Origin of the sequence: Geomesophilobacter sediminis (assembly GCF_016458275.1) — a bacterium.
Classification (GTDB): Bacteria; Desulfobacterota; Desulfuromonadia; order Geobacterales; family Geobacteraceae; genus Geomesophilobacter; species Geomesophilobacter sediminis.
The window spans coordinates 281,101-307,984 of the sequence record NZ_JAEMHM010000003.1; the positions used below are offsets into that span (position 1 = coordinate 281,101).

24 protein-coding genes are annotated in these 26,884 nt (G+C 59.0%); 11 read left to right on the forward strand and 13 right to left on the reverse strand.

Going from position 1 to position 26,884, the window contains the following annotated elements; translation table 11 throughout:
- The first annotated feature begins 308 nt into the window (after window positions 1-308).
- Window positions 309-1,595 carry a geopeptide radical SAM maturase gene (gene gptM / locus JFN93_RS04615; protein ID WP_199382820.1) on the forward strand — a complete coding sequence of 429 codons (1,287 nt, stop codon included), beginning with the start codon at window positions 309-311 and terminating at the stop codon, window positions 1,593-1,595.
- 171 nt (window positions 1,596-1,766) lie between these two features.
- Here gptM (JFN93_RS04615) and JFN93_RS04620 read toward each other — a convergent pair whose 3' ends face one another.
- From JFN93_RS04620 to JFN93_RS04630, 3 genes are all read right to left on the reverse strand, one after another.
- A complete protein-coding gene (locus JFN93_RS04620; protein WP_199382821.1) occupies window positions 1,767-3,158 on the reverse strand; it encodes a sigma-54-dependent transcriptional regulator in 1,392 nt (463 codons plus the stop codon).
- 416 nt (window positions 3,159-3,574) lie between these two features.
- Entirely contained in the window at window positions 3,575-4,447 is an 873-nt protein-coding gene (locus tag JFN93_RS04625; protein WP_199382822.1) for an ABC transporter substrate-binding protein, read from the reverse strand.
- Window positions 4,435-6,255 (reverse strand): TonB-dependent receptor plug domain-containing protein, encoded by a 1,821-nt coding sequence (locus JFN93_RS04630; RefSeq protein WP_199382823.1) that lies wholly within the window; start codon window positions 6,253-6,255, stop codon window positions 4,435-4,437. Before JFN93_RS04630 ends, JFN93_RS04625 begins: the two co-directional genes overlap by 13 nt.
- A 299-nt stretch (window positions 6,256-6,554) precedes the next feature.
- Here JFN93_RS04630 and gptM (JFN93_RS04635) point away from each other — a divergent pair, with 299 nt between their 5' ends.
- The 5 genes from gptM (JFN93_RS04635) to JFN93_RS04650 all read left to right on the forward strand — a co-directional run bounded on the left by gptM (JFN93_RS04635) (window position 6,555) and on the right by JFN93_RS04650 (window position 13,070).
- The gene (gptM, locus tag JFN93_RS04635) at window positions 6,555-7,847 is read left to right on the forward strand and encodes a geopeptide radical SAM maturase (protein WP_199382824.1); all 1,293 of its coding nucleotides are present in this window, start codon (window positions 6,555-6,557) and stop codon (window positions 7,845-7,847) included.
- A gap of 155 nt (window positions 7,848-8,002) precedes the next feature.
- Window positions 8,003-8,458, forward strand: a complete 456-nt coding sequence (locus tag JFN93_RS26020; protein WP_407931871.1) for a hypothetical protein — start codon at window positions 8,003-8,005, stop codon at window positions 8,456-8,458.
- A 421-nt stretch (window positions 8,459-8,879) separates the two neighbouring features.
- Window positions 8,880-9,437 carry an HD domain-containing protein gene (locus JFN93_RS04640; RefSeq protein ID WP_199382825.1) on the forward strand — a complete coding sequence of 186 codons (558 nt, stop codon included), beginning with the start codon at window positions 8,880-8,882 and terminating at the stop codon, window positions 9,435-9,437.
- A gap of 316 nt (window positions 9,438-9,753) precedes the next feature.
- Window positions 9,754-11,676, forward strand: a complete 1,923-nt coding sequence (locus JFN93_RS04645; RefSeq protein WP_199382826.1) for a SpoIIE family protein phosphatase — start codon at window positions 9,754-9,756, stop codon at window positions 11,674-11,676.
- Window positions 11,677-11,981: 305 nt separating this feature from the next.
- On the forward strand, window positions 11,982-13,070 hold the full coding sequence (locus JFN93_RS04650; RefSeq protein WP_199382827.1) for an AAA family ATPase: 1,089 nt from the start codon (window positions 11,982-11,984) through the stop codon (window positions 13,068-13,070).
- 224 nt (window positions 13,071-13,294) lie between these two features.
- Here JFN93_RS04650 and JFN93_RS04655 read toward each other — a convergent pair whose 3' ends face one another.
- From JFN93_RS04655 to rimI, 8 genes are all read right to left on the reverse strand, one after another.
- Window positions 13,295-13,687, reverse strand: coding sequence for a TraR/DksA family transcriptional regulator (locus JFN93_RS04655; RefSeq protein ID WP_199382828.1), 393 nt, complete (start codon window positions 13,685-13,687; stop codon window positions 13,295-13,297).
- Window positions 13,688-13,773: 86 nt separating this feature from the next.
- Window positions 13,774-13,923, reverse strand: coding sequence for a hypothetical protein (locus JFN93_RS04660; protein WP_199382829.1), 150 nt, complete (start codon window positions 13,921-13,923; stop codon window positions 13,774-13,776).
- A 269-nt stretch (window positions 13,924-14,192) separates the two neighbouring features.
- Window positions 14,193-14,897, reverse strand: a complete 705-nt coding sequence (locus tag JFN93_RS04665) for an SOS response-associated peptidase (protein WP_199382830.1) — start codon at window positions 14,895-14,897, stop codon at window positions 14,193-14,195.
- 7 nt (window positions 14,898-14,904) lie between these two features.
- On the reverse strand, window positions 14,905-15,321 hold the full coding sequence (locus JFN93_RS04670) for a (deoxy)nucleoside triphosphate pyrophosphohydrolase (RefSeq protein ID WP_199382831.1): 417 nt from the start codon (window positions 15,319-15,321) through the stop codon (window positions 14,905-14,907).
- On the reverse strand, window positions 15,318-16,352 hold the full coding sequence (locus tag JFN93_RS04675) for a KamA family radical SAM protein (protein ID WP_199382832.1): 1,035 nt from the start codon (window positions 16,350-16,352) through the stop codon (window positions 15,318-15,320). Before JFN93_RS04675 ends, JFN93_RS04670 begins: the two co-directional genes overlap by 4 nt.
- Complete coding sequence (locus tag JFN93_RS04680) at window positions 16,352-17,269, reverse strand: dihydroorotate dehydrogenase (protein ID WP_199382833.1); 918 nt, start codon at window positions 17,267-17,269, stop codon at window positions 16,352-16,354. The genes JFN93_RS04675 and JFN93_RS04680 overlap by 1 nt, the downstream gene beginning before the upstream one ends.
- A 2-nt stretch (window positions 17,270-17,271) precedes the next feature.
- Window positions 17,272-18,078 (reverse strand): dihydroorotate dehydrogenase electron transfer subunit, encoded by an 807-nt coding sequence (locus JFN93_RS04685; protein ID WP_199382834.1) that lies wholly within the window; start codon window positions 18,076-18,078, stop codon window positions 17,272-17,274.
- Window positions 18,079-18,287: 209 nt separating this feature from the next.
- Window positions 18,288-18,707, reverse strand: coding sequence for a ribosomal protein S18-alanine N-acetyltransferase (gene rimI, locus JFN93_RS04690; RefSeq protein ID WP_236021534.1), 420 nt, complete (start codon window positions 18,705-18,707; stop codon window positions 18,288-18,290).
- A gap of 143 nt (window positions 18,708-18,850) precedes the next feature.
- On the opposite strand from rimI, the gene purM reads away from it, so the two are divergent.
- The 3 genes from purM to JFN93_RS04705 all read left to right on the forward strand — a co-directional run bounded on the left by purM (window position 18,851) and on the right by JFN93_RS04705 (window position 21,779).
- Complete coding sequence (gene purM, locus JFN93_RS04695) at window positions 18,851-19,897, forward strand: phosphoribosylformylglycinamidine cyclo-ligase (protein ID WP_199382836.1); 1,047 nt, start codon at window positions 18,851-18,853, stop codon at window positions 19,895-19,897.
- Between the two features lie 116 nt (window positions 19,898-20,013).
- A complete protein-coding gene (purN, locus tag JFN93_RS04700) occupies window positions 20,014-20,625 on the forward strand; it encodes a phosphoribosylglycinamide formyltransferase (protein ID WP_199382837.1) in 612 nt (203 codons plus the stop codon).
- Between the two features lie 320 nt (window positions 20,626-20,945).
- Window positions 20,946-21,779, forward strand: coding sequence for a ChaN family lipoprotein (locus JFN93_RS04705; RefSeq protein ID WP_199382838.1), 834 nt, complete (start codon window positions 20,946-20,948; stop codon window positions 21,777-21,779).
- Here JFN93_RS04705 and JFN93_RS04710 read toward each other — a convergent pair.
- Both JFN93_RS04710 and fliK read right to left on the reverse strand, forming a co-directional pair.
- Window positions 21,743-22,036, reverse strand: a complete 294-nt coding sequence (locus tag JFN93_RS04710) for an EscU/YscU/HrcU family type III secretion system export apparatus switch protein (RefSeq protein ID WP_199382839.1) — start codon at window positions 22,034-22,036, stop codon at window positions 21,743-21,745. The two genes, JFN93_RS04705 and JFN93_RS04710, sit on opposite strands and share 37 nt — an antisense overlap.
- Entirely contained in the window at window positions 22,023-22,985 is a 963-nt protein-coding gene (fliK, locus tag JFN93_RS04715; RefSeq protein ID WP_199382840.1) for a flagellar hook-length control protein FliK, read from the reverse strand. Before fliK ends, JFN93_RS04710 begins: the two co-directional genes overlap by 14 nt.
- A gap of 435 nt (window positions 22,986-23,420) precedes the next feature.
- Between fliK and JFN93_RS04720 the strand changes: the two genes are divergently transcribed.
- A complete protein-coding gene (locus JFN93_RS04720) occupies window positions 23,421-25,748 on the forward strand; it encodes a PAS domain S-box protein (RefSeq protein ID WP_199382841.1) in 2,328 nt (775 codons plus the stop codon).
- On the forward strand, window positions 25,745-26,791 hold the full coding sequence (locus tag JFN93_RS04725; RefSeq protein ID WP_199382842.1) for an HD domain-containing phosphohydrolase: 1,047 nt from the start codon (window positions 25,745-25,747) through the stop codon (window positions 26,789-26,791). The genes JFN93_RS04720 and JFN93_RS04725 overlap by 4 nt, the downstream gene beginning before the upstream one ends.
- Window positions 26,792-26,884: the final 93 nt, after the last annotated feature.

The following is a 26,884-nucleotide window of genomic DNA, read 5'->3' on the forward strand; positions in this document are numbered from 1 at the left end:
AATAATTAGATTTTTTTCTTGAACAAAATATCAGAGGTGTGCTAATTTAGCACCACTCGGACATTAAGTCCAGCAAACTTTAACCAGGAGGGCTCACATGGAAACGTCGGGAAAAGGGTTGAGCGTGATTGATGAAGGAATGGAGGTTGTGTCCGCCGATTTCACCTGCTGCTACGTCATCATCCTCTGTTTCGTATAGCTCTCAGGCGTGATGCCCACCATGGCACGTCCAGAGCTTAGTATCCCTTTACACATGTAGAACTTTGCCCGGGGGCAACCCCGGGCCATTTTTTTACCAGGAGCATGCAATGCGTTTCTCCCAGTACCTGAAACGTTTCCCCCTCCCCGGCAAGCCGGGGGAATCACTTCTTTTTTCCACCCTGCGCGCCTCGATGGCGGTAGTTAGCGATGCCATGCACGAAGCGGTTGAATCCGGCACGGCCGAAAAATCCGAACTGGAGACCCTGCAGCGCCTCGGGATGCTGGTTCCCGACCTCCACGCGGAACGGGAAGCGATGCGCGGCGTCCTGGAACGGTCCAGCGCGGCCCTTGGCATCTATCGTGCGGTCGTCATCCTGAATCTGGACTGCAACCTGGCCTGCGATTATTGCTATGAAGAGGGATTCCGGCACCGCCAATACATTAACGACGAGTCGGTGTCACTGCTGATCGAATTCCTCGGCGAGCGCCTCGACCGCGGGCTGAAGGTATCCGTAAGCTACTACGGCGGCGAAGCGCTCCTCTCCCTGGATCGGATCAAGGAGATCTCCCTGGCCCTGCAGGAACGGGCCGCCAAGGGAACCGGCAGTTACGAGTTCAGCATGGTGACCAACGGCACCCTTCTCAATCGACAAACCGTCGAGGAACTTTTGCCTCTTGGTTTTGTCGGCGCCAAAGTCAGCCTGGACGGCCCGCCCCAGATCCATGACCGACAACGCCCCTTCACTTCCGGAGCCGGAAGTTTCGACGCCATCATGCAAAACCTGAAAGAGGTGGCCCCCCTCGTCGCTATCAACCTGGGCGGGAACTACCGCCGGGACAATTACCGCGAATTCCCGAGGCTGCTCGACATGCTCCTGGAAAATGGTATCGGCCCCGATCACCTGGCCCATGTACAATTCGGCCCAGTTACCCAGAAAGCGGGCATGGCCGAGTACGGCAGCGACTGTTCCACCTCCGACGAGCCCTGGGTTAACGAGGCCGGTCTGTACCTGCGCGAAGAGATTATGCGCCGGGGTTTTCGAACCGGCCGGGTCAAGGTCAGCGCCTGCATGGTCGAGATGGAGCACAACATCGTGGTGAACTGGGACGGCGCCCTCTATAAATGTCCCGCCTTCATGGGGTGGAACGGCTACAGCGTGGGGAGCCTGCGGGAAGGCATCGGCGACTTTGCCGCCTCGCACGGGCTGAGGGGATGGCAGAACGAAAAATGCCTTTCCTGCGCCTACCTCCCCATCTGTTTCGGCGGCTGCCGCTTTTTGAACCTGCTCAACGGTAAAGAGATGAACGAGTTGGAATGCCGGGAAAGCAACCTCGATCAGACCCTGGAAGAACTCGTGTTGCAGGAATACCGGCATAAGACAATGAGACAATGAGACAGTAAATCCCTCGTTCCCAAGGTCCACCTTGGGAACGCAGCCGATCTACGAAGCTCCAGCTTTCTAATCGGGGCAAGAAACTGGATCTGCAAGGCTCGCTGTAACGAGCTCAAAAATAGAAGGCCCCCGGACTCCATTACCAGGAGATCGGGGGCCTTTTTCGTCAGGTCACTTTTCCTTGAGCTTCCGGTTCAGGGTCGGACGGGCCACCCCGAGCATTTCGGCAGCCATGGTCTGGTTGCCGTGCGCCAGGCGCATCGCCTCCTCGATCAGATAATCCTCTACCTGAACGATGGTGGGGAACTTCCCGAACACATCAAACAGCGGATTTCCGTCCCGCACCACCACGGGGGTGCGCGCCTGGACCGGTTTGAGCCCGGGAAAGTCTGACGAGCCCAGGATCCCGGTTTCGCAGCAGGTGACCGCGTGGTGCACCATGTTGTAGAGCTCGCGCACGTTTCCGCTAAAGGGGTAGTGCTCCAGGGAGGAGACAACGTCGGGGGAGACGCTCGGCACCGGCTTGCCGAGTTGCCGGGAGATCCGGTCCGCGAAGTATTCGATGAGCAGCGGCAGGTCTTCGAGCCGCTCCCTAAGCGGCGGGACATGGAACTCGTGGGCACAGAGCCGGAAGTAGAGGTCGTGGCGGAACTTACCTTCCTTGCGCAAGGCGCTGAAGTCCATGTTGGATGCCGCGATGATCCGGGCCTCGCTCTTGAGGAGCAGGTCCGAACCCATCCGGTAGTATTCCTTCTCCTGGAGCACTCGCAAAAGCTTGATCTGCGAGGCGAGGCTCAGGTCCCCGATCTCGTCCAGAAAGAGCGTTCCGCCGGCGGCGGCGGTGATCAGGCCGTCGCGCTTGCTGTCGGCCCCGGTAAAAGCCCCCTTCTTGTGTCCGAACAAGGTGTCGGAAAACATGAAGTCGTCCAGGCCGGCCGCGTTTAAGGAGATGAAAGGACCGCTGACGCCCGAGACACGATGGACCGCGTTGGCCAAAAGTTCCTTGCCGACCCCGGTCTCGCCGGTGATCAGGACCGGCTGCCGCGAGGACGCGATCGCCTCGATGTACTGGAAGATGCCGCGCATCTTCTTGTTGCGGGTGACGATCCCCTCGAAGGCTTCCGGGCTTCTCAGCCGGTCGTCGAGCAGGTAATCCTTCAGGATCCGGTTCTGGTTCCCCAGTTCGCTCACCTGGAGCGCCTTGCGCACCGAAGAAACCAACCGGTTCGGGTCGACCGGCTTGGTCAAAAAGTCGAAGGCCCCCATTTTCATGCAGCCGACCGCGGTCTCGACGTCCCCCATCGCGGTCATCACCACGACCGGGATATGGGGATAGTCGGAGGTGATCCGCTCCAGGAGATCCCGGCCGGTAACGTGCGGCATGACCCAGTCCAGCATCACGATACTCACCGATTTTTCCGCCAGAAACGGCAGCACTTCCCGGCTGTCAGAAAGAGTAACCACCCTCGGCACGTCGCTTGCCGAAAGCAGCAGGGATACCTCTTGAAGGATCCCCGGCTCGTCATCCACCACCAACACGTGCTGCATGTCCAGTTCGCTCATCGTACCGCCCGGTTAGAAAATTTTGCACATCATATACGTTGCCGCCGGACAATTCAACCCTGTTGTGGGGAAAGCCTGATTATTTCCAGTACCTTCCGCCGCCCTACGGTAGAAAAGGGTTTTTGGGAACTTCCTGCTGCGTAAACTATATTTCCACGAAGCGCAGCACGAACACTCGCGTTCCCCCCTTTGCGAAGGGGGGAACGTAGTAGCACCGACGACGGCGTCCCACTTCAAGTTCTTCTTCAGAGGCGAAAGCAAAAAACGGAAGGGAAAAGAGCAGGAACTAAGACCTGAACCTTAGAGGCAAATCTCCCTAAATCCCCCTTCGCAAAGGGGGACTTTATCGTGTTTTTGCCCTGAACCAGCCACTGCCATCTGTTTGGGGGAGAATTCCGAAAATTTAAGGAGGGGTCCTACCTGCGGGAGTCCGACTTGATGCCCAGCTTTTGCTGAATGGTGGCGTTTTTCTTCACCGTGATCACTACCGGATCCTGGAAAGGAATGTCAGACGGCGAGCTGCCGTTCAGGATGCGAGAGGCAATCTCGCCACCTTGGCGGCCCATCTCGAAGCGTTCGACGTCGACCGAAGCGGCGGCCCCCATGCGGAGGTAGTTGCCGGAGAAGGCGACCACCGGCTTCCACTGCTCCATGGAGAAGAGGAAAAACGCCTCGGTGGTTGCCGGGGAGACGGCCGTGGTGTCAGGGAGAAGCCAGAGGGCGTCAACCCGGCCTTTCAAGACCTCCAGGCGCCGTACCACGTCGCGTGGTTCCCGCACCTCGATGGCAAGGATATCCAGACCGGCCCGTTCGGCGGCCCGGCGAGCCTGGTTCAGATAGTTGCCGCTGCGAGCGGGGTTGTAGAGAACACCAACCCGGCGGGCTCCCATGGAGGCAAAAACCTTCATGTACTGGTCGGGAGGAGCGACGATCCCGACGCCCGTGACGTTATTCGGGACGCTGCGACCTAGGGAGAGACCAAGCGACATGAGGGAGACGATCGGCGTGCGGCGCACCTTCTTGACTGCGTTGTAAGCCGACTCGCCCAGCGACAAGATGAGCGAGGGCTGCTCCTCGCGCACGACCCGGGGTACATCCACCTCGGTGTAGTCGGAAAGGATCAGCGTCCTAACCGATGCGCTGCAGCTACTCCTGAAGCCCTTCATGACCTCGGTGAAACTCGCGTCGCGGACGCTTTGCACCACGAGGATGTCGGCGGCGTTGGCAGGCGACACCGTCAAGAGAACGGCGGCGATGATGAGGGAGATCAGTGCGCTCAAAATTTGCACCTCACTCCGCCTTCAAACCATCTGCCGGCGTTTTTGTAGTCTGCATCCAGGTACTGCGGGGTATCAAAGAGGTTATGTCCAGAGAAGAAAATCTCTGCAGCATTTTCCGACGACCAAAGCTTCTTGGTCAGCGTCAGGTCCCAGACCGGGTTCTGATCCTTAGTGGTCTTCCCTTCAACACGATACCAGGTAACAAGGTTCCCGGTCAGGACCCCGCTTAATCCCAAGCTGCTGTTATTGTAGTGGGCCTGGAGCTTTACTACCTGGTTGGGAAGCCCTGGGACATCGTGGCCGGTGTCCTCAAAGCGGATATCGGAGAAGGTATAAGCTGCACTGAAGGAAGTATTCCAGACCGGAACCGTTCGAAGCTCCAGTTCGAAGCCTTGCCGGATCTGGTTGGTGACCGTGTTGGCTCCGGTAATGACGTCCTCGATATTGGAGGTGTTGTTGTAGAAAAATGTCCCTTTGACCCAGAGATTTTCCAGTTCGCTGGATTCGACCCCAGCCTGGATGGTCCAGACCTTCTGCGGCCCGTGCGGGAAAATGATCTTCGGAAGGCTGTAACCTCTGGCCCAGTACCCGCGCACGATTGTTTCGTCGGTAACCCGATAGGTAGCACCGGCGGTGTAACTGGTGAAGTCGCCGTTGGTACCGGTTCTATCGAATCGAATACCAGGAAGGAAGGTAAATTTGTTTATCGACAGGGCACCATTGGCATAATAGCCGTAGCGCTCAAAAGTCTTATGTTCGTTGATCGTAGGATCGGAGAAGTCAAAGCGGAAATCATCATGTTCATAATCGATTCCCGAGGTTAGATTGTGATCTTTTTCCCCCCAGATGAGCTTCACGCCAGCGCCACGAGAAGTATTTCTCTGCTGCACATCCCAAGGCGGTAACAGACTTATGGACCCGTATCGGGTTTCCGTATCCTGCCGAGAAATCTTTGCGTACAGTTCAAATGCGAGCTGCTCAGTCAGCCGGCGATTGGCATTAAGAAAATAGTTGCCATACCTTCCATTCGCATCGTCTCTCCAATCCTTTTGGGGAACCTCTTCTATTCCGGAACGAATGTTTCGGAAACCAGCACCTAACGTGATGGCACCGTTCCCCGGGAGTTCATAGACGAATTTTGAATAGGCGTCGCCAAAATGGACCTGATTATGCGGGAGCAATCCATCCGAGTTAAGGTAGCCCCCGGAGAGGTAGTACCCAAACCTGTCCAGTGTACCGGTGACTTCAGCATGAGTATCCGATGTCCGATTGCCGCCGATGCTGCCGAATACGCTTCCTCCGATTGGTTTTGCATCAAAAGGATTCTTGGTGATGATGTTAATTACGCCGCCAAGGGCGCTCCCCCAGGCCGCTGAGGCAGCCCCCTTGATAATCTCAACACGTTCGATGTTCTGAACGGGAATGTGACCAAGGTTGGTCAGATTTTCCGCAAGGTCATTCTGAGGAATTCCATCAATAAAAACCTGAACCTGCGCATTAGCTGCACCATCAATGGAAAAAAAGTTCTGCGTGCCAGGAGTACGGGTTTTTTCTAACTGAACACCTGCAACCGTGTTAAGAACTTCGGCTAGAGTATGAGCATTCAGAGCCTCAATTTGTTCGGAGGTAATAACGGTGATATTTTCAGCTATTTTGGAAGACGGGCGAGGAGAACGAGCAGAGGAGACGATGGACTCAGGAGTCGCAAGAAAACCGAGGTCCTGCAAATCCTCATCAGAGCCTGCCCACGCGGTGGCCGCTCCAAACAGAACGAATAGGACTGCATAAAAGGTTTTGTGCGAGCCAGTTAGCTTCAAGGAATATCCGCGCTGGAGATTGGTTGGAATTTATTGCTAAAGTAAAACATGCTGTTGCCGAATAATCCTTAGCATACCGAGCAGAGTCGGTCCAGATCCTTAATCAAAAATTAATATGTGAGTTTTCTAACATTACACAAAAAGGAGGTGATAGTAATGAATTTTGAAATTGAGATTCTCGAGGAAGGACTGTCCAACTGTGATGAAGTCAATACTTGCTGCAGTGCATCCCAGGCCCGCGCCTAATGCCTAACCCAGGGGAGGAACCCAGTTCCTCCTTTTTTTTTGAGACTTCAACAATGCCTCTCTCACGATACCTGAAGATTTTTCCCTCTAAGGACCAAAACGGGTGGTCCCTTTTTTACTCCACCATCAAGGGCTCCATCATTAGAGTTCCGTCCACCTTTGTCGAGGCGGCTCAAAACGATTCACTTGGCGAGGCAGAAATAACTCTGTTACGTCGTCTGGAGATGTACGTTGACGATCTGCAGGCCGAGCAGGAGCGGCTAAAAAATATCGTAATGCGGACCAATCAGCGCAGCGGCAAGTTCCGCGGCACGGTGGTAATGAATCTCGACTGCAATCTGGACTGTGTCTACTGTTTTGAAAAAAAGTTCCGGGAAGGTTATTACCTTTCGGAGGAGACCGCCAGCATGCTGGTCGAGTTGGTTACTCGGGACCATCTCGATCATGGTCGAAACGTGGAACTAAACTTTTACGGAGGTGAGCCTCTTCTCTCGCTTCCCAGACTAATGCGGATCGCGGCCGAAATCGGTTCGAACGCTCAAAAGCGGAACCTGAAATTCACCTTCAGCATGGTCACGAACGGGACCCTTTTGAACCGCGAGACGGTGGAGGAATTACTTCCGCTGGGCTTTACCAGCGCGCAGCTGACCCTTGACGGGCCGCAAGAAATCCACGATCAGATGCGGCCGTTCACCTCCGGAAGCGGCAGTTTTGACGCGATTATCGCTAACATCGCTGATATCTATCAATTGGTGAACTTGAAACTGGGTGGGAACTTCTCTGAAGATAATTACCGCGCTTACCCTTTGATGCTCGATGCGCTTCTAGGAGCAGGTGTCGACCCTCGGCAACTTGATGCGATCATGTTTGCACCCATTCGTCCCGAATCGGGGAGAAACACCAGCATCGAGTTGGCCGGTCACTGTCTCTCATCCGACGAGCCGTGGCTTAACGAGGCTGTTGTTTATTTACGTGAAGAGACTTTGAAACGCGGGTTTTCTGTGATGAAAACGGTAATGGGGTCTTGCATGATCGAGTTCGAGCATGACATCGTCGTGAACTACGACGGCACCCTTTATAAGTGCGCTTCATTCATGGGATGGCCCGAACTTTCGGTCGGCACCCTCAAGGACGGGATCAAGGACTTCTCCGAATCCCATAAACTCGGGATCTGGAAGAACGACACCTGTCTGGAGTGCGAATACCTGCCGATATGCTTCGGCGGTTGCCGCCTCCTTCCCCTCTTGCGAAATGGCGTCATCGACGAGGTCGACTGCCGCAAACCTTTCTACGACGCCACCCTCGAACGGATGATCCTTCAGGACCTCAATTACAAAAAGGGATAACCGGCACCGGCTCTCCCTCCTCCCCACGCCCCTGCACCACCGTGTTTCTGGATGATTCAGCTTGGCGGTGACGAGTCATCTACGAAGATAAAACGCCCGTTATGTGACCCACAGACATTTACACAAAAAATTTACCGGCCCGGCCCAGGCCATCAATCGCGGGTGACGAGTCATCAGTCGCAGGTGATGAGTCATCAGTCGCAGGTGATGAGTCATCAGTCGCAGGTGACGAGTCATCGGTCGCGGGTGACGAGTCATCGGTCGCGGGTGACGAGTCATCGGTCGCGGGTGATGAGTCATCAGTCGCAGGTGATGAGTCATCAGTCGCGGGTGACGAGTCATCAGTCGCGGGTGATGAGTCATCAGTCGCAGGTGATGAGTCATCAGTCGCAGGTGATGAGTCATCAGTCGCGGGTGACGAGTCATCGGTCGCAGGTGATGAGTCATCAGTCGCAGGTGACGAGTCATCAGTCGCAGGTGACGAGTCATCGGTCGCAGGTGACGAGTCATCGGTCGCAGGTGACGAGTCATCGGTCGCAGGTGACGAGTCATCGGTCGCGGGTGACGAGTCGTCTATTGCGGTTGACGGGACAACGGGTGCCAGAGCTTGACGGGGAGGCAGGAATCTCGTGCCGCCGCAGGTCTCCCCTTAGAAGGTGATGCCAATCTCCAACCGGAAGATCCTCATCTTCGTGTAAACAATGGGGGATCTTCCGCCCGAATCCACCGCATCCGCGACTGAGTGACGAACATGATCGGATGGAGGGTTCGCTTCCAGGCTGAAAAACTAGCCTTCGTCCATTCGGACATGCGCGCCATCAGGCGAAACCTCCTTTACGCCACCGGTACCCGCGCATTGTTCGCACCAGGAAAGGCGCTCTCACAGGAAAAAGGTAGGGTCCTCGGTCACCCCTCATGCATAGGGCGTCCTTTACACTGCCTTGCACTCGGAACTCCCGACATGGTATAAAAGAAGAAGTGTGTGTCGTCCCCTCCCGCGAACCCCACGGCGGGAGATAAAACGGAGGTTAGGTGAACCCCGTATCCCTTTTGGAAAAATATTTCGCCGGCAACCCGGAAGCCTTCGAGACCGTCTACCGGCACAGCCGCGCGGTCGCCGACAAGGCGCTCGACATCGCCGCCCGCTACCAAAAGCCCGGCCTGGACGTCGGCTTCATCGAAGAGGCGGCGCTTTTGCACGACATCGGCATCAGCGGTATCCACGCCCCTTCCATGTACTGCTTCGGCAAGGAACCGTACATCCGCCACGGCATCATCGGCAAAGACATCCTCGAAGCGGAAGGACTGCCGCGCCACGCCCTGGTCTGCGAGCGCCACATCGGCGTCGGCCTGACCGTCGAGGATATCGCCCAGCAGAAACTCCCCCTTCCCTCCCGCCCCATGTCCCCCACCACCCCCGAAGAGCAGATCGTCGCCCTGGCCGACCTCTTCTTCTCCAAACGCAAAGGCGAATTGACCCGCGAGAAGAGCGTTGACGAAGTGCGGGAGAACCTCGGCAAGTTCGGCGCCGAGAAGGTCGTGACCTTCAACGACTGGCTGAACCGCTTCGGTCTGGTCCCTTCCATCTAATTAGCCTGTCAACCATTCTTTGCTAAATTGCCGGAACCAGCGCAATTCTTCTGTGCTATACTTCATCCCTGTTTAAACTCCAGTGACATTGCTCATAGTATCCTGTTAGATCAAAGGAATACTCAAGACCGATCACCTCCGCCTTTGAAAAAGGGTGCCGGAGGGGATTTGCCCTCACGTAGTTGTTCCGGAACTTTGGAACACAGAGGCTAAAAGGCAAATCCCCCTAAATCCCCCTTCGCAAAGGGGGACTTAATCGGGCTTCACCTCTAAAGAGAACAGGAAATCCAAAGAGAATAGGTAAACAGGACCCGCGATGGCCAAACCGCTACGCATGCTCATCGTTGAAGATTCCGAGGACGACGCCCTCCTTCTCGTTCTGGAGTTGCGCCGGGGCGGTTTTGCGCCGGAGGCACGCCGGGTCGAGACTGCGGACGATATGGCCGACGCCCTGGTCACCGGGACCTGGGACGTCGTCATCTCCGACTACGTCCTCCCCGGTTTCAGCGGGCTGGACGCTTTGAAGCTGGTGCAAAAGAGCGGGCAGGACATCCCCTTCATTATCGTCTCGGGGAAGATCGGCGAAGATACTGCGGTCGACGCCATGAAAGCCGGCGCCAACGACTACTTCATCAAGGGAAAGATTTCCCGCCTGGTCCCCGCCATCGAGAGGGAAATGCAGGAAGCGGAGGTCCGCCGCAAGCGGCGCGAGGCCGAGGCGGCCCTGGTGCGCAGCGAACGCCGCTACCGGCGCCTGGTCGACGCGGTCACCGACTATATCTACACCGTCCGTCTGCAAAACGGGACCGTGGTCAGCACCTCGCACGGCCCCGGCTGTCTGAAAGTGACCGGCTATTCCAACGAGGAGTACGAAAGCAACCCCTTCCTTTGGTACCAGATGGTGGTCGAGGAAGACCAACCTGCGGTGATGCAGCTCACCGAGCGGATCCTGCAGGGGAACGACGTCGACGTCCCCTCCCTGGAGCACCGGATCCGCAACAAGGACGGCTCGATCCGCTGGGTGGTGAATACCATCGTCCCCCGTTACAGCGACAGCGGGGAACTCATCGCCTACGACGGCCTGATCTCGGACATCACCGCTCGAAAGCGCGCCGAAGAAAACCTGCGTCTGCAAAGCGCCGCCCTGGAAGCAGCGGCGAACGCCATCGTCATCACCAATCCCGAGGGGATGGTGATCTGGGTGAACCAGGCCTTCACCCGGATGACCGGTTACACTCCGGAGGAAGCGATCACCCGCGACATGAGCTTTCTCAAGTCGGACCTCCACGACATGAGGTTCTACCAGGATCTGCGCGGCACCATCAACTCCGGCGAAGTCTGGCAGGGCGAGATGATCAACCGCCGCAAGGACGGCACGCTCTATACCGAGGAGCAGACCATCACCCCGGTAACCGATGACATCGGCCGGATCATGTACTTCATCTGCATCAAGCAGGACATCACCGAGAGGAAGCTGGCCGAAAAGGCGATGATGGAAAACACGAGCATGCTCAAGGAGATGGAGATCGCCAAACAGATCCAGCTCTCCCTTCTCCCGCCGGCGCCGCCCCAACGCCGCGGGATCGAGTGCGCCGGTCGCTGCGTCCCGGCAACCCATATCGGCGGCGACTATTACGACCTCTTTTACAACGAGAAGCATCTGGACATGGTGATCGCGGACGTGTCGGGACACAGCGTGGGGGCGGCGCTCATGATGGTCGAGACCCGCAGCGTGCTGCACGCCCGGCAAAGGGGGCTGCACCGTCCCGCGGAAACCCTGGCCGCGCTGACCAACCTCCTTTACGAGGATCTGAACCGGGCCGAGCTTTTCATCACCATGGCCTATTTGAGTTTCAACTTCGCCACCCGTCAGATCACCTATACCAATGCCGGCCATCCGCCTCCGGTCCTCTATCGCCCCGCTTCGGGGATGTTCCAGGAATTGGACACCGACGGTCTGATCCTGGGGGTGCGCAAGGACGTGGCTTTCGAGGAAAAAAGCATCGCGGTGGAACCGGGCGACATCCTGCTCCTCTACACCGACGGCATCACCGAATCGGAAAATCCGAAGGAGGAGATGTTCGGCCAGGAACGTCTGTGCGAAGTCCTTGCGGCGCACAGTCACAAGAATGCCGCCGGCATCATTGCGGCGATCCTCAATGCTCTCTCCGCCTTTTCCCGCAATACCATTTCCAAAGACGACATTTCACTGCTGGTTTTCAAGTTCCTACCGGAGTGACCATAGGCCTACCCATTCCTTCCCTTTCAAGGGAGAGGGATGGAGGGAGATGGGGGTCTGCCAATAACATGCGCCCCCATCACAGCCGTAACCCATCCTCACCCTGTCCGTTGCAAGCCGTGCTCTCGCACGCAACCCTTGAAGGAGAGGGAACGTTTTAAAAAGCCAACCAATCAGTTTGATCCCGCCAGATCTGGTTTTAGTGACGTTCAACTTCCCTCATTGCCAGAGCCTCACTGTCATTTGCTTGACCGCACCTTGCTATTTATGTAAACATACGCCATTCCAACCTTTGGGGTCCCAAAATGGCAAAGAAAATATTCATTGCAGCAACCGGTCAGAACTGCGGCAAAACCACCATGAGCATTTCGTTGATGCATCTCGCCCGCAAGAAGTACCAGCGGGTCGGCTTCATCAAACCGTTTGGACCAAAGACGGTAATGCACGATGATTTCCTGGTGGATATGGACGCGCTCCTCATGGCAAAGGCATTCGGCCTCGAAGAGGACATCGCCCTGATGTCGCCGGTATCGCTGCACCGGGACTTCACCAAGGATTACCTGATGGGGCGGCTGGACGATCTCTCGCTGGCCAACTGCATCAAGGACGCGGTTCGGGAGTTGGAAGAGAAGTACGATTTTTTGGTGATCGAGGGGGCGGGGCACGGCGGAGTGGGCGCCGTCATCGGGCTCAGCAACGCCAAGGTTGCCAAGCTGATCGACGCGCCGGTACTGATCGTAACGGAAAGCGGCATCGGGAAGGTAATCGACTCGGTCCACCTGAACCTGGCGCTTTACGAGCGGGAAGGGGCGGACGTACGTGGCATCATCGCCAACAAGCTCATCCCATCCAAGAAGGAGATCACGAAGAGCTTTCTGCAGCGCTCCCTGGAACCCATCGGGCTCAAGGTCATCGACGGCTTCAACTACTCTCCCACTCTCGCGAACCCGACGCTGGCGCACATATCCAAGTTGTTCAATCTTCCGCTACAGGGGGATTTGAACGAGAAAAGCCGCATCATCCACAACATCCAGTTGGGCGCCGCATCGTCGCAGAAAGTCATCGACGGGCTGATGGACTCGACCCTGCTGATCCTGACCAGTTCCCGCGACGAGCTCATCGTCACCCTTTCCTCGCTCTACCATATCCCGGCGTACCGGGACAAGATTGCCGGGCTCGTCGTCGCCGGTCACGTCGCCGTCTCCGAAATCAGCCAGCAGATCCTGCACGACAGCAACATCCCCTACATCCGGGTCGAGGAGACCACCGCAAAGGTCTTCACCACCCTCATGGAAGACGTCGCCAAGATCACCTACGAAGATCAGGAAAAGCTGAACTGGATTACCGCCAACGCCGAGGTCATGGATTTCGAGGCGATCGACGCGTTGCTTTGACCATTGGTTTGAAATCCCCCTTTTCGAAGGGGGATTTAGGGGGATTTGCCTCTAAGGTTTTGACTTTACGAGAGTCCGACTTAAGAACCTCAAAAGCACCCCCCCCCATCCCCCCTTTGTCAAAGGGGGGTGCTAGAGGATATGAAACAGAATTAAAAAAGGCAGGGCCGGTATTCCGGCCCTGCCTTTTTGCGTTTGCTCTTTGCGTTTGCTCTTTGCGTGGCTTACAGCTTGGTTCCCGGGCCTTTGGCCGGGCCTTCCACGTCGGTCTGGCAACTTACGCAGTAACGGGTGAAGGGTACCAGGTTCAGGCGCTGGGCGCCGATCGGACGGCCGCACCGTTCGCATTTGCCGTAGGTTCCTTCTTCGAGACGTCGTTGCGCCTCTTCCAGTTGCGTCAGTTCCTCTCTCCGGATATCGGCCACGGCAAGACCGGCATCGGACAACATGTCCAGGATACTGCTGTCGCCCACGTCTTGCGGGATGTCATACTGGTTGGCCAGGCTCTCACCGGTGGAACGGAATATCTCATCCCTAAGTTCCGCCCAGAGCCGGCGCTTTCTCTCTGCAAGGAGGTCCTTGAATTCCGAATGGGTTCCCGGTGATAGCTCTGCCATGTCACACCCCCGGATTCAATGAGACAATGAACAATAAAACAATGAACAGAATCGTTTTCGTCTCATTGGCTCATTGTCTCATTGTTTCATTGTTCTTCGTCGCACTCCGTGCAGCGGAATTCGCCGCTTTCTTTGTCTTGTTCCAGGATCGAGCCACAGACCCCGCAGACAGCTACTGCTTCTTTTCCGTTCTTTTGCAGGTGAATGTTTTCCTCATCGCCGCGATCTATTCTCATGTGAAGACCTCCGCTGGGAAACTCAACGACCACCTCAGTATACACGAAAACGGATGTCTAGGGGATGTGGGGAAAATATGAGCCGTACCTTGCAGAAGTGCCATTCCCGGCGCGATCCGATAGAGTCATGCGCGCCTGGAACGGTGCTCCCACAAATAACCGGGATCGGGATTTTCCTTCAGCATGGTCGGGGTCTCCTCGGGAAAGGTAAATCCCCCCTTCCCCCCTTTGTCAAAGGGAGATAAAGGGTGGAGTTTGATTTCCATCCTTTAAAACAGGGAAGGTTGTTCCGATTGGGAATAGGCTCCAGGAGTTGCCGGTTCCAGGCAGGCGGGATCGTCATGGCCGGCGCTGTTGACCAGCGGGTTGACTTGGTAGGAGGTAAGGAGCTCTTCGGGAGCGGGAACGAGTAGTTGGGAAAGGGATTCCATCGAGGCAGGATCGGGGGAGAGCCAAAGCTCGGCCTGCTCCGGACCCAAGATCACCGGCATCCGGTCGTGGAGAGGACGCACCGTCTGGTTGGCTTCGGTAGTAACGATGGTGCAGCTTTCGACCACCATCTGTTCCGGCCCCACCCAGCGGTCCCAAAGCCCGGCGAAGAGGACCGGCTGCCGGTCCTTGCGGCAGATGAACCAGGGGACCTTTTTCTTCCCTTCCGTCATCCATTCATAGAAGCCGTCGGCAGGGATGACGCAACGCCGGGAACGAAAGGCTTCACGAAACGAGGCCTTGGTAGCAAGGGTTTCCGACCGCGCGTTGATCAGCTTGGCCCCGATGGAAAGATCCTTGGCCCAGTGCGGCACCAGCCCCCACCGAACCAGTTCCAGTTTTCTACCGCCGTCGATCTTCCGAATGATCGCCACCGCCTGGGTGGGCGCAATGTTATAGCGCGGGGCGACCGAGGGAAGGGAGGCGAGACCGAAGAGTTCCATCAGGAGTTCCGGGGGAAGGGTCAAGGCAAAGCGGCCGCACATGGGTCCCCTACCCTTTCTGCCGCGCCGAAAGGCGCTCCCGGTAATCGGCGATGATGGGAAAATCCGCTTCGCACCAGTCGAGGTGGGGCAGCTCGTCGGGTGGGAGCCACAAAAGCTCGGCGTGCTCGTGCAAGACCGGCTCCCCCTCCTCGATGCTGCAGACGAAGGGATAGAGGGTGACGGTGAACGTCGCATAGTCATGGGTGACGGGGGTAAGCGGTTCGATGATGCTGACCCGCACCGCCATCTCTTCGAGGACCTCGCGGACCAGGCACTCTGCAGCGCTCTCGCCGGCCTCGATCTTCCCACCGGGAAACTCCCACTTAAGCGGCATCTTCATGGTGGCGCTGCGCCGGCAGGCGAGCACCGCGCCGTCGCGCTCGATCAGCGCACAGGAGACCTGCAGGTGGCGGCGCTCGCTCATCCCAGGTCCTCGTAGGCGATTTCCTCGCCGAGGTAATTGGTGAGGTAGAGGGTGGCACCATCGCGGCGCACCTTGCCGGACGGGATCTCCACCTTCCCCTTCCCGCCGGGAAGATCGATGACGTAGTGGGGCTGGGCCAGGCCGGAACAGTGGCCGCGCAGGGCGTTGAGGATCCGGATGCCGCTGGTGACCGGGGTGCGGAAATGCGCGGTCCCCTTCACGAGGTCCATCTGGTGGATGTAATAAGGGCGCACCCGGATGGAAAGGAGCTTGAGCATCAGGCGGCGCATCACCTGCGGGTCGTCGTTCACCCCTTTCAGCAGCACGCACTGGTTCCCCAGCGGAATCCCGGCGTCACTCAGCGTGGCGCACGCCTTGGCGGACTGCGGCGTGATCTCGTCCGGGTGGTTGAAGTGGGTGTTGATGAAGAGAGGATGGTGCTTCTTGAGCATGCGGGCGAGCCTTGCGGTCACCCGCTCCGGGAAGGTCACCGGAACGCGGGTCCCGATCCGCACGATTTCCACGTGGGGAATCTGCCGGATCGAGCTCAAGAGCGCATCGAGCTGGTCGTCATGGAGCATGAGCGGGTCGCCGCCGGAGAGAATGACGTCCCGGATCTCCGGATGGGCTTCGATATAGGCGAGAGCTGCTTCCGGCGCGGCGGGGGCCATGGCGGCGCACCCCACCCCCCTTTTGCGCATGCAAAAGCGGCAGTAAACCGGGCAGGAGGCCGAGGCTATCCAGACCACCCGGTCCGGATAGCGGTGGATCAGCCCGGGGACCGGCGAAAGCCGCTCCTCGTCCAAAGGATCGGGGGACTGGGAAAAATCGGCGAGTTCTTCCGTCTGCGGGACGCACTGGCGCCAGATGGCGTCACCCGGCTTTTGCACGAGGCCGAGATAGTACCGGGTGATCCGCATCGGGTAGCGCCGGCTCACCGTAGCGCAATCCCCGGTATCGACGCGAAAAAGCCCGGCTAGTTCCTCCGGGCTGGTCACGCAATCTTTCAGGCTCTGTTCCCACTTCTCCATCAGGCGTTGAGCGCTCCTATCAGGGAAGATACCGACTCGATGCCGTTTTCGGTGAGGTACTGCTCCATCTCGCGGGCGATCCGCTGGGCCGCGCCCGGATCGAGGAAACTTGCGGTCCCGACCTGGATGGCGGTGGCGCCGGCAAGCATGAATTCGAGGGCGTCGCGGCCGTTCATGATACCACCGATCCCGATGATCGGCAGCTTCACGTTTTTGGCGACCTGCCAGACCATGCGCAGCGCGACCGGCTTGATCGCCGGGCCGGAAAGCCCCCCGGTGACGTTGGCCAGAATCGGGCGGCGCCGGTCGAGGTCGATCGCCATCCCGGTCAGGGTGTTGATGAGCGACAGCGCGTCGGCGCCGGCCTCGGCGCAGGCGATGGCCATGGAAACAACGTCGGTGACGTTGGGGGAAAGCTTGACGATCATCGGCTTGGTGGTGCTCTTGCGGACCAGCCGCACCACTTCCTGCGCCGCCTTGGGATCGGTGCCGAACACGATGCCCCCCTGCTTCACGTTGGGGCAGGAGATGTTGACCTCGATGCCGGCGACGCCGGGGAGCCCGTCCAGGCGACTGGCAACCTCGCCGTATTCCTCCAGGGTGTTGCCGTAGAGGTTCACCACCACCGGGGTCTGCACATTCTTAAGATACGGGAGCTTCTCCGCGATGAAGGCGTCGATGCCGACGTTTTGCAGGCCGATGGCGTTCAGCATCCCGCCCGGGGTCTCCACGATGCGCGGCGTCGGGTTCCCCGCTTTGGGCTTGAGCGAGAGCCCCTTGGTGATCATCGCGCCGATGCTCTCCAGGTCGAGGTAATCGGCAAATTCGGCGCCGTAGCCGAAGGTCCCGGACGCGGTCATGACCGGGTTGCGCATCTTGATCCCGGCGACCTCCACCGACATATCAGGTTTATGCATGACTAACTCCATTTGAGCTCAAAGCTGTCGAACACCGGGCCGTCCTTGCAGACGCAGCGGTAGTCGGGGGTCTGATCGCTGTGGTTGGCACCCGGCATGACGCAGCCGAGGCAAGCGCCGACGCCGCAGGCCATGTACGCCTCCAGGGAAACTTGACAGGGAACGCCGTGCGCTTCGGCCATACGGGAGACTGCGCCCAGCATCGGCATCGGGCCGCAGGCGAAGATGCGCTGGCCGGCGCCCAGATGCTTTTCGAGCACTTCGGTCACGAAGCCCTGCTCGCCAAGGGTCCCGTCGTCGGTGGCGACGTAGGTCTCGACGCCGAGGCGTTCGAACTCGGTAATGCACAGGATGTCGTCCCGGTTGCGGCCGCCGGCGAAGAGGCGGACCTTCTCACCCTGGGCGACCAGTGCCTTGGCCAGGTAGTAGAGCGGGGCAAGACCGACGCCGCCGCCGACCAGGATCTTTTCCTCCCCTTTTTCGCCGAGGCGGAACCCTTTGCCCAGCGGGGCCAAAAGGTCGATCCCGTCGCCGTGGTGCAGGGCGGAGAGCATCCTGGTACCCTTCCCCACCACCTTGTAGAGGATCTCCACGTAGGTGTGCGGGGTCTCGTCGTACTCGGCCTGGAAGGTGCCGACGTCGAAGAGGCCGAACGGGCGCCGAAGCAGCGGATCGATCGACTCAGTGACCTTGAGCATGAGGAACTGCCCGGGAAGCGACGTTCCGAGGTCCTGGGGAGCGGTCATTCTCATCCTGAAATAACAGGGAGAAAGCTCGACATTGGATATGACCATGGATTTGAACTGCATCGTGACTCCTAAAGAAACGTTCGGCGTTCGACGTTCGGCGTTCGACGTTCGGCGTTAAAGAGTAAAAGCCCGATTCTTTGTTGGTGCGGCACCCTCGTACGCCCATTCCCGGCGACACAGCCGTGATGAAGCCGTTCAGCGCAACTTATCAGCGTTACCCGCAAGTCTTATAATCCTTGGCAACGCCGAGCGTCGAACGCCGAACGGATTTACAACGGCCGTTGCATCAGCAGTGCGTCGGAGCCGTCTTCGTAGTAGCGCTTGCGGATGCCGGACTCGGTGAAGCCCATCCGGCGGTAAAGCTCGATCGCGGAATCGTTCCCCACCCGCACCTCGAGCAGTACCACCGCGGCACCCCGCTCCCGGCACCAGGAAAGGGCATGCTCCACCAGCAGACGCCCGATTCCTTTCCCGCGCGCACTCTCGGCAACGGCGACATCGAGTATCTCGCCTTCGTCCAACACTACCTTGGGACAGAGGTAGCCGAGCACCTCACCGTCCGGTGACTCGGCAACGATGGGGAGTGCGTGGGGGGATTCAATTTCGTCTTGGAAGTGACGGATCGTCCAGGGACGTGAGAAGGAGGCGTTCTCAATGGTGAGCACCTTTTGTAGGTGCTTTTCTGACATGGGACAAATGATTAATTGCATAGACAGATCGCGCACTGAAGCGCATGATATGCAAACGCCGGAGCGAAGTAAACCTTTTTTTCGCTTTGACATTTAAGGGGAGATGGGTTAGATTTTCCCTTTAATTTCTTGGAGGTACCAACGTGGACGAGACCAAAATTACTTATAAAGATGCCGGTGTTGACATAGATGCCGGCAATACTTTTGTCAAAATGATCAAGCCGTTGGTCAAGGCAACTTCCCGTCCGGAGGTCCTCGCTGACATCGGCGGTTTTGGTGGTCTCTTCTCCCTCAATACCGGGAAGTACAAACACCCGGTCCTGGTCTCCGGCACCGACGGCGTCGGGACCAAACTGAAGCTCGCCTTCCTTGCCGACAAACACGACACCATCGGTATCGACTTGGTGGCGATGTGCGTCAACGACATCATCGTCCAGGGAGCAGAACCGCTCTTTTTCCTCGACTACCTCGCCACCGCGAAGCTGGATCCCGAGAAGGCCGCGTCCATCATCAAGGGCGTTTCCGAAGGGTGCGTCCAGGCCGGCTGCGCCCTCATCGGCGGGGAAACCGCGGAGATGCCCGGTTTCTATGCCGGTGAAGAGTACGACATGGCCGGCTTCGCCGTCGGCGTCGTGGAACGCGAGAAGATCATCGACGGCTCCTCCATCACCGTCGGCAACCACCTGATCGGCCTTGCCTCGAGCGGCCTGCACAGCAACGGCTATTCGCTGGCCCGCAAGGTGATCCTGGAGCGGATGGGCCTCGGCATCAACGACGAGCTCCCGGGCCTTGGGAAAACGGTCGCCGAGGAGCTCCTCACCCCGACCCGCATTTACGTCCGTACCGTCATGAACCTCATGCGCGACTTCAACGTGAGCGGGATCGCCCATATCACCGGCGGCGGCCTGCCGGAGAACGTGCCCAGGGTGCTTCCCAACGGTTGCAAGGCGGTCATCCGCAAGGACAGCTGGGAGATCCCGGAGATCTTCAAGATCATGCAGAAGGCCGGCAACATCGAAGAGTCCGAGCTTTACCGCACCTTCAACTGCGGCATCGGCATGGTCCTCATCGTCCCCGAGCGCGAGGCCGAGGATATCCTGATTCGTCTCAACGGCCTCAACGAGACCGCATTCTACATCGGCGAAGTCGCCAAGTGCGAGCCCGGCAAGGAATGCGTGGAACTCGTATAAACAGTTCAACGTTCAACGTTCCAGGTTCAAGGTCGGAAGTTGGGACCAAAGGCGCCAACACCTTTTAAACGTTGAACGCCGAACGTTGAACAGGTGTTGAGGGGAGCCGCAGTTACATGGATAAGTTACTGAACATCGGCGTTCTTGTTTCCGGAAGCGGCACCAACCTCCAGTCGATCATCGACGCCTGCGCCAACGGTACCGTCAAGGGACGCGTCGCCTGCGTGATCAGCAACAAGGCCGACGCCTACGCCCTCAAACGGGCCGAAGCGGCCGGGATTCCGGCGATCCACATCGACCACACCCAGTTCGAGGGGCGGCGGAGCTACGATGCCGCGGTCGTGGAGGTGCTGCGCCGGCACGGCGTGGAACTGGTCGCCCTGGCGGGTTTCATGCGGATCATCACCCAGGTGCTTTTGGATGCATTCCCGATGGCGGTGATGAACATCCACCCCGCCCTGCTCCCGGCGTTCCCCGGGCTGCATGCCCAGCGGCAAACCCTGGAATACGGTGCGAAGCTCGGCGGCTGCACGGTCCATTTTGTGGATGCCGGCACCGACACCGGCCCCATCATCTTGCAGGCGGCCGTTCCGGTCCAGGATGACGACACCGAGGACACCCTGGCGGCGCGGATTCTGAAGGAAGAACACCGCCTCTACCCCGAAGCGATCCGGCTCTTCTCCGAAGGGAAACTCAAGGTTGAAGGAAGAAGGGTCTACGTGCGGTAGTCACCGGACCTGCTTTTACAAAAAAACCCGAGGCGCAAGCTTCGGGTTTTTTTGTGGACAAGGGCTGAAGGTACCTAAGGGACACCGGGGACGTTAGGGACTCCCCGCAACGATGGCCGCCCTTTGCAAAGTTACTTTTTCTGATTTGCGCCCCTCTTCATACCAGCCGAGAGTAACCTCCCTCTCCCTCCGGGAGAGGGTCGGGGTGAGGGAAATACCCACGAAGAGCCTTCCCTCACCCGCCCTCCGGGCCCCCTCTGACCATAGAGATGGACGCTAATCCGATTGCTCATTGTTCATTGCCTATGGTACGGTGTCGCATGCCCAAGTCACCATTATTCTTACTGCTGTTTCTCCTCTGCTTTCTCCCCGGTTGCTCAGTCACCCATGCCCTCCGGGTCCAGGACCGCCAACGCATCGACGTGGAGACCATGCTCCACGAGGTGGTCTCCTCGCGCATCATCCTGGTCGGGGAGCGCCACGACGATCCGGCGCACCACCAACTGCAGCTCGAGGTGGTCAAGGCGGCCCGTAACGCCGGCAAACCGGTTGCCATCGGTATGGAGATGTTCGAGGGGGTGAGCCAGAATGCCCTCGACGCCTGGAGCGCCGGGAAGGTATCGGAGGCGACGTTCGTCGGGACCTACCTCTGGAACTGGCGCAATCTCCCTTGGGGCCTGTACCGCGACATTCTCATCTACGCCCGGGACCAGCACATTCCGGTCATCGCGCTGAACGCCCCCCGGGATCTGGTGCTCAAGGTTTCCCAGCAGGGGTTTGCCTCCCTCACCGATGTCGACCTGCGCCGCCTGCCGGAAGGGGCCGCCGAGCCGCTGCCGGAGGAATACCTCGCCGAGCTCAAGGCGGCTTACCCGGTGCATGGCGGCAATTTCGTCTACATTTCCGAGGCGCAGATGCTCCGCAACCGGGTGATGGCCCGCAAGATCGAGGAGTACCTGGGCGCACACCCGGAGCGAGTGATGGTGGTGATTGCCGGAGGTGGGCACGTAAGGGAAAAGGCGGGAGTTCCCGAGGAATTGAAGATAAAGGACTACCGGATCATCATTCCCACGGTCCCGGGGCTGAACCGAAGGACCGTGACGCCGCAGGACGGACACTACCTGATCGAGGACCCGTTCTTCGACATGTTCTGATCCATGCGGTAAAGCCAGGCCAAAAGCTCGGCGACCGCCTGATACAGTTCGGGCGGGATCTCCCGGTCCAGGTCGACCTGCATCAGGAGGTTCACCAGTTCGGGCGAGCGGTGCACGTAAATCCCGTTTTCCCGCGCCAGGGAGATGATCGCCTCCGCGGTGATCCCCTTCCCCTTGGCGACGACCCGGGGCGCGCCGTCGGTTGGGCTGTAGGCCATGGCCACCGCCTGCTTGGTCACCGTTTCACGATTCGACATCTTTCACCGCCATCCGTCCGAGATACAAGCCGACCGAGGAGAGAGCCGCCTTGAAATCGGGCGCGCCATCCTTGAGTTGGCGGGTCCCTTCCGGGGTCCCGCAGGCCAGCTCCACCGACAACCCTTCCGCGGAAATCTTCAAAAATGCCTGAACCGCCCCGAGTTGCGGCAGTTCCACCGCCAGGTTCGCCTGAATCGCCGGCTCCCCATCCTCCCCCTGATCGCGGGAGACCACCAGTTCCATATCCTGCCCGGGCCACGCCTCCCCCTGCCAGGTCAAAAGCCCGCTGCGCAGCATGGAGAGCTGTTCCTTCACCAGGGATAGGGTGCTCGGATCCGCGAAGGTGGCGCCGTCGGCCCGCTCCTGTTTCACCTTGGCGGGATCGGCATCTTCTTTTGCCTCGGTCTTGGAAAGACGCCCCTGCGGCTCCTTGAGCAATTCCTGGGTGGCGTAATTGCCCGCCGCCCACTGGGCGAGATGGGACTCGTAGAAAAGCCCCCCCTGCACCAAAGCCTCCCGCAGACGGGCCGCAATCAGATCGGCCCCCTGCATCGGGTCCTCCACCAGCGGGCCGGAAGGGAGCAACGGAGCGGCATTTTCGACCACCGTGGAAAGCCATTTACCGACCTGGGTAAACCGGATCGATTCTGCACCGTTAGATGGGACGTACTGGAAGGTAACCCGGGGGTCGGCCGAGACGAAGATGAGGTTCATCGCCTGCCCCGGCTCCATGATGATCGGAAGCTCGATATTGAAGAGTTCCCCGGCGATCCGGGCGAGGTACATGTGGTTGGGGAGCGTGGCGATGATCTCCGCCTTGACCTGCTGGCCGGGGTTCATGGCCAACTGCGAGGCGGAGCGCTGCTCGGTATCTCCCCCAGGGGTCGCTGCCGTCGCCTTTACTATGGTCGGCAGCACCTGCCTCTGTATCTCGTCGTTGATCAGCATGAATTCTCCTGCCTCCGGATCGGAGCGTCGGGATAGGGGGCCAGAGCAGCCGCCCCGGCAGGGATGCCGCTCCAACCGATCGGGCGCCGTTTCGATCCCGTTTCCGGGGCGCGCCACCTCAATAGGACCCATCGGCGCCCGGACGGCGAAGCTTTAGAAAAAACCGTCCTCATGGCGCTTTGAGGGAAACGGCCACCAGGCAACGTCATGTCGGGACCTTCCCTACGAACACCTAAGGTAACGATTTGATTAACCGGAAGCCGTCTGGAGACCAGATTTCCGCCAAGTTATCGGGAAAAATCGTTTTTTCGCCCGTAAGATACATTTTTTACCTAAACTAATGGATCGTTGCGGCCGATAAGAGCGAAATGATATGTGCGGCACATCGATGCCCGCCGCTACTTCCGGCCCGAAAACGAGAAGGACCGACGTGCAATGAAACAGGCCATTCGAATCCTCATCATTGACGATTCACCCGAGGACGCAACGCTCATCGCGCTGCAGTTGCAAAAGGAGTTTGAACCGAGCTACGAAAGGGTTCAGACCGCCGAGGAACTGGAGCAGGCGTTGGACCGTGGGGGATGGCAGCTGGTCATCTCCGACTTCGTCATGCCCGGGTTCAGCGGCCTTGCCGCGCTCAAGCTGCTCCAGGACCGCGACCTCGACCTTCCCCTCATCATGGTGTCCGGCCAGATGGGCGAAGACCTCGCCGTCGAGGCGATGCGCGCCGGGGCCCAGGACTACCTGGTAAAGAACAATCTCACCCGCCTGATCCCGGCGGTAAAACGGGAACTGAACGAAGCCGTGGTGCGCCGGGAACGGCGCCTGGCCCAGGAAGCCCTGGTGGCGACCGAGGCGCGCCTGCAGTGCCTGGTCGAGCAGTCCCTGGTCGGGATCTTCATGCTCCAGGGGGGGCGCTTCAGCTACGTAAATCCCAAGTTCGCCCAGATCTTCGCCTATCCCCAGGATAGCCTCACCGGGCAGAAATCCCTCCTGGACCTCGTTGCCCGGGAAGATCAGTTCCGGGTCATGGCCCAGTTCCTCCGCCCCCTCGAGGAGGCCGGCGGCAATATCCACGTCTTCTGCCAGGGGGTGCGCAGCGACGGCGCCATGGTGGACCTGGAGATGAACGGGTCCCGCACCGAACTCAACGGCCACCCCGCCATCATCGGCACGCTGCTCGACATCACCGAAAGAAAACACGCCGAGGCGGAACTGAGCAAACTCTGGCAGGCGGTCGAGCAGAGCCCGGTTTCGGTGGTGATCACCGACATCATGGGGAACATCGAGTACGTAAACCCGAAGTTCTGCGAGGTGACCGGCTACGATGAAACCGAGGTGGCCGGCAAGAACCCGCGCATCCTCAAGTCCGGGACCATGGACAAGCCCTTCTACCAGGACCTGTGGGCCACGATCACCGACGGGCGGGAGTGGCACGGCGAGCTCCACAACAAGAAAAAGAGCGGCGAACTGTTCTGGGAAAGCGCCTCGATCTCCGCGGTCAAAAACGGCGACGGACGGATCACCCATTTCGTCGCCGTAAAGGAAAACATCACCGAGCGCAAGCGGGGCATCGAACAGATGCGCCAGGCCCAGAAGATGGAGGCGATCGGCCAGCTGGCCGGCGGTATCGCGCACGACTTCAACAACCTCCTCACCATCATCAACGGCTACTCGACGCTCTTGATCCGCTCCCTGGAATACGGGACCCCGATGCGCAAAGAGGCGGAGCAGATCCTGCGGGCCGGAGAGCGCGCCGCCGACCTGACCCGCCAGCTGTTGAGCTTCAGCCGGCGCCAGATCATGGAGCCCAAGGTCCTCAATATCAACGAGCAGGTCCGCTCCATCGAGACCATGCTGCGCCGCCTGATCGGGGAAAACATCGAGCTCGTTGCCGGGCTTCTCGACGACGTTGGCTATATCAAGTGCGACCCGGGGCAGATCGAGCAGATCATCATGAACCTCGTGCTCAATGCGCGCGACGCCTCGGACACCGGCGGCAAGATCACCATCGAGACCGGCAACGACGAGATCGACGAGAACTTCGCGATGCTGCATCCGGGTGCGGTTCCGGGAAGTTACGTGCGGCTTTCGGTGAGCGACGACGGCGTGGGGATGAGCGACGAGGTGAAACGGCGCATCTTCGAGCCCTTTTTCACCACCAAGGAGATGGGACGCGGCACCGGCCTGGGGCTTGCCACCGTCTACGGCATCGTCAAGCAAAGCGGCGGCTACATCGAGGTGATCAGCCAGCCCAACCAGGGGACCCAATTCAACATTTTCCTGCCGCGGGTTTTCAAGAAGCAGGCTTCGGCGAAGAAGCCGATGGCAGAGGAAATTGCCGGCATGCACACCCAGACGATCCTGGTGGTGGAGGACGAACCGGGGGTCCTGAACTTGGTGGTCCACACCCTCAAGAAGCAGGGATTCCGGATCATCGAGACCACCGACCCGCTCCAGGGGGTCACCCTTTTCGATGAGCATCAAAGCGAGATCGACCTGCTCCTTACCGACGTGGTCATGCCGTTTATGAGCGGGCCCAAACTTGCCGAGCAATTGACGCAGAAAAATCCGAAACTCAAGGTACTCTTTATGTCCGGTCATACCGACAACAACCTGAGCTTCGAAAAGATTCTCGAGAACGGGGTCCCCTTCCTCCCCAAACCTTTTGCCGGGGACGCGCTGATCAAGAAGGTGACCGAGACCCTCGGGAACGGAAGCGAAGCGGGGAAGCCGGATCTGCCCCCAGGAGGTAGCTTTTGAACGGAAACATCCTCATCGCCGACGACGAGGAGATGATCAGGGAACTGATCGCCCTCACCCTCTCCAGGGAGGGGTTCACTTGCTTCCAGGCGGCCAGCGCGGAAGAAGGGCTCGAGGTGATTCAATCGACCGAATTGGACATGGCGCTTCTGGACATCATGATGCCCGGGCGTTCGGGAATCGACCTGCTCAAAGACGTCAAGCGGATCGCCCCGGACACGTCGGTCCTGATGATCACGGCGATGAACGACATGGATACCGCCCTCTCCTGCATCCATTTCGGCGCCGAGGATTACATCACCAAGCCCTTCAACCTGGACCGCGTTCTCTTGACGGTGAAAAACGTCATGGCCAAGCGCCAGTTGATCCTGGAGAAGCGGGAGTACCAGGCGAACCTGGAGCAGAAGGTGCGCGAGCAGACCGAGGTGATCCGGACCGTCATGGGGGAGATCAACCTTGCCTACGAACACACCCTCGCCGCCCTGATCCGGGCCCTGGACGCGCGGGAAAAGGAGGTCGGCTCGCACTCCGAGCGGGTGATGGACTACTCGCGGCTTCTGGCTGAGGCGGCCGGCATCGATGAGCGGGGACGCCAGGTACTGGCCAAGGGGGCACTGCTCCACGACATCGGGAAGATCGGGGTCTCGGACAACATCCTGCTCAAGCCGGCGAAGCTGGATGAGGAGGAGTGGGCGATCATGAAGACCCATCCGGTGGTCGGCTTCGAGATCCTGAACGGGATCCGTTACTTTGCCGGTGCGGCCGAACTGGTGCTTTGCCACCACGAACGCTGGGACGGCAAGGGATATCCCAACGGCCTCGCCCGAGAGGAGATCCCGATCAGCGCCCGGATCTTCGCCCTGGCCGACACGCTCGATGCCATGACCTCCGACCGCCCCTACCGCAAGGCCCTCACCTACCAGGAAGTACGCGAGGAAGTGGTGCGCTGCTGCGGGCAGCAGTTCGACCCGAGGCTCGTGGAGGTGTTCCTGGCGATTCCCAAGGAGGCCTGGGAGAAGGCCGCGGGGAGCAAATTGCGCTAAAGCCGGGAGCCGGCCGGTCGACCGATCGGCCGGACCAAAGGCAACGAAAAAGGCAGCCAGATTCTGGCTGCCTTTTTTATTTAGCTGAGCTGG

Coding starts and splice junctions, on each gene's coding strand:
- gptM (WP_199382820.1), top strand. CDS start 309: ATGCGTTTCTCCCAGTACCTGAAACGTTTCCCCCTCCCCGGCAAGCCG.
- JFN93_RS04620 (WP_199382821.1), bottom strand. CDS start 3,158: ATGAGCGAACTGGACATGCAGCACGTGTTGGTGGTGGATGACGAGCCG.
- gptM (WP_199382824.1), top strand. CDS start 6,555: ATGCCTCTCTCACGATACCTGAAGATTTTTCCCTCTAAGGACCAAAAC.
- JFN93_RS04645 (WP_199382826.1), top strand. CDS start 9,754: ATGGCCAAACCGCTACGCATGCTCATCGTTGAAGATTCCGAGGACGAC.
- JFN93_RS04650 (WP_199382827.1), top strand. CDS start 11,982: ATGGCAAAGAAAATATTCATTGCAGCAACCGGTCAGAACTGCGGCAAA.
- JFN93_RS04655 (WP_199382828.1), bottom strand. CDS start 13,687: ATGGCAGAGCTATCACCGGGAACCCATTCGGAATTCAAGGACCTCCTT.
- JFN93_RS04660 (WP_199382829.1), bottom strand. CDS start 13,923: ATGAGAATAGATCGCGGCGATGAGGAAAACATTCACCTGCAAAAGAAC.
- JFN93_RS04665 (WP_199382830.1), bottom strand. CDS start 14,897: ATGTGCGGCCGCTTTGCCTTGACCCTTCCCCCGGAACTCCTGATGGAA.
- JFN93_RS04670 (WP_199382831.1), bottom strand. CDS start 15,321: ATGAGCGAGCGCCGCCACCTGCAGGTCTCCTGTGCGCTGATCGAGCGC.
- JFN93_RS04675 (WP_199382832.1), bottom strand. CDS start 16,352: ATGGAGAAGTGGGAACAGAGCCTGAAAGATTGCGTGACCAGCCCGGAG.
- JFN93_RS04680 (WP_199382833.1), bottom strand. CDS start 17,269: ATGCATAAACCTGATATGTCGGTGGAGGTCGCCGGGATCAAGATGCGC.
- JFN93_RS04685 (WP_199382834.1), bottom strand. CDS start 18,078: ATGCAGTTCAAATCCATGGTCATATCCAATGTCGAGCTTTCTCCCTGT.
- rimI (WP_236021534.1), bottom strand. CDS start 18,707: ATGTCAGAAAAGCACCTACAAAAGGTGCTCACCATTGAGAACGCCTCC.
- purN (WP_199382837.1), top strand. CDS start 20,014: ATGGATAAGTTACTGAACATCGGCGTTCTTGTTTCCGGAAGCGGCACC.
- JFN93_RS04705 (WP_199382838.1), top strand. CDS start 20,946: ATGCCCAAGTCACCATTATTCTTACTGCTGTTTCTCCTCTGCTTTCTC.
- JFN93_RS04710 (WP_199382839.1), bottom strand. CDS start 22,036: ATGTCGAATCGTGAAACGGTGACCAAGCAGGCGGTGGCCATGGCCTAC.
- fliK (WP_199382840.1), bottom strand. CDS start 22,985: ATGCTGATCAACGACGAGATACAGAGGCAGGTGCTGCCGACCATAGTA.
- JFN93_RS04720 (WP_199382841.1), top strand. CDS start 23,421: ATGAAACAGGCCATTCGAATCCTCATCATTGACGATTCACCCGAGGAC.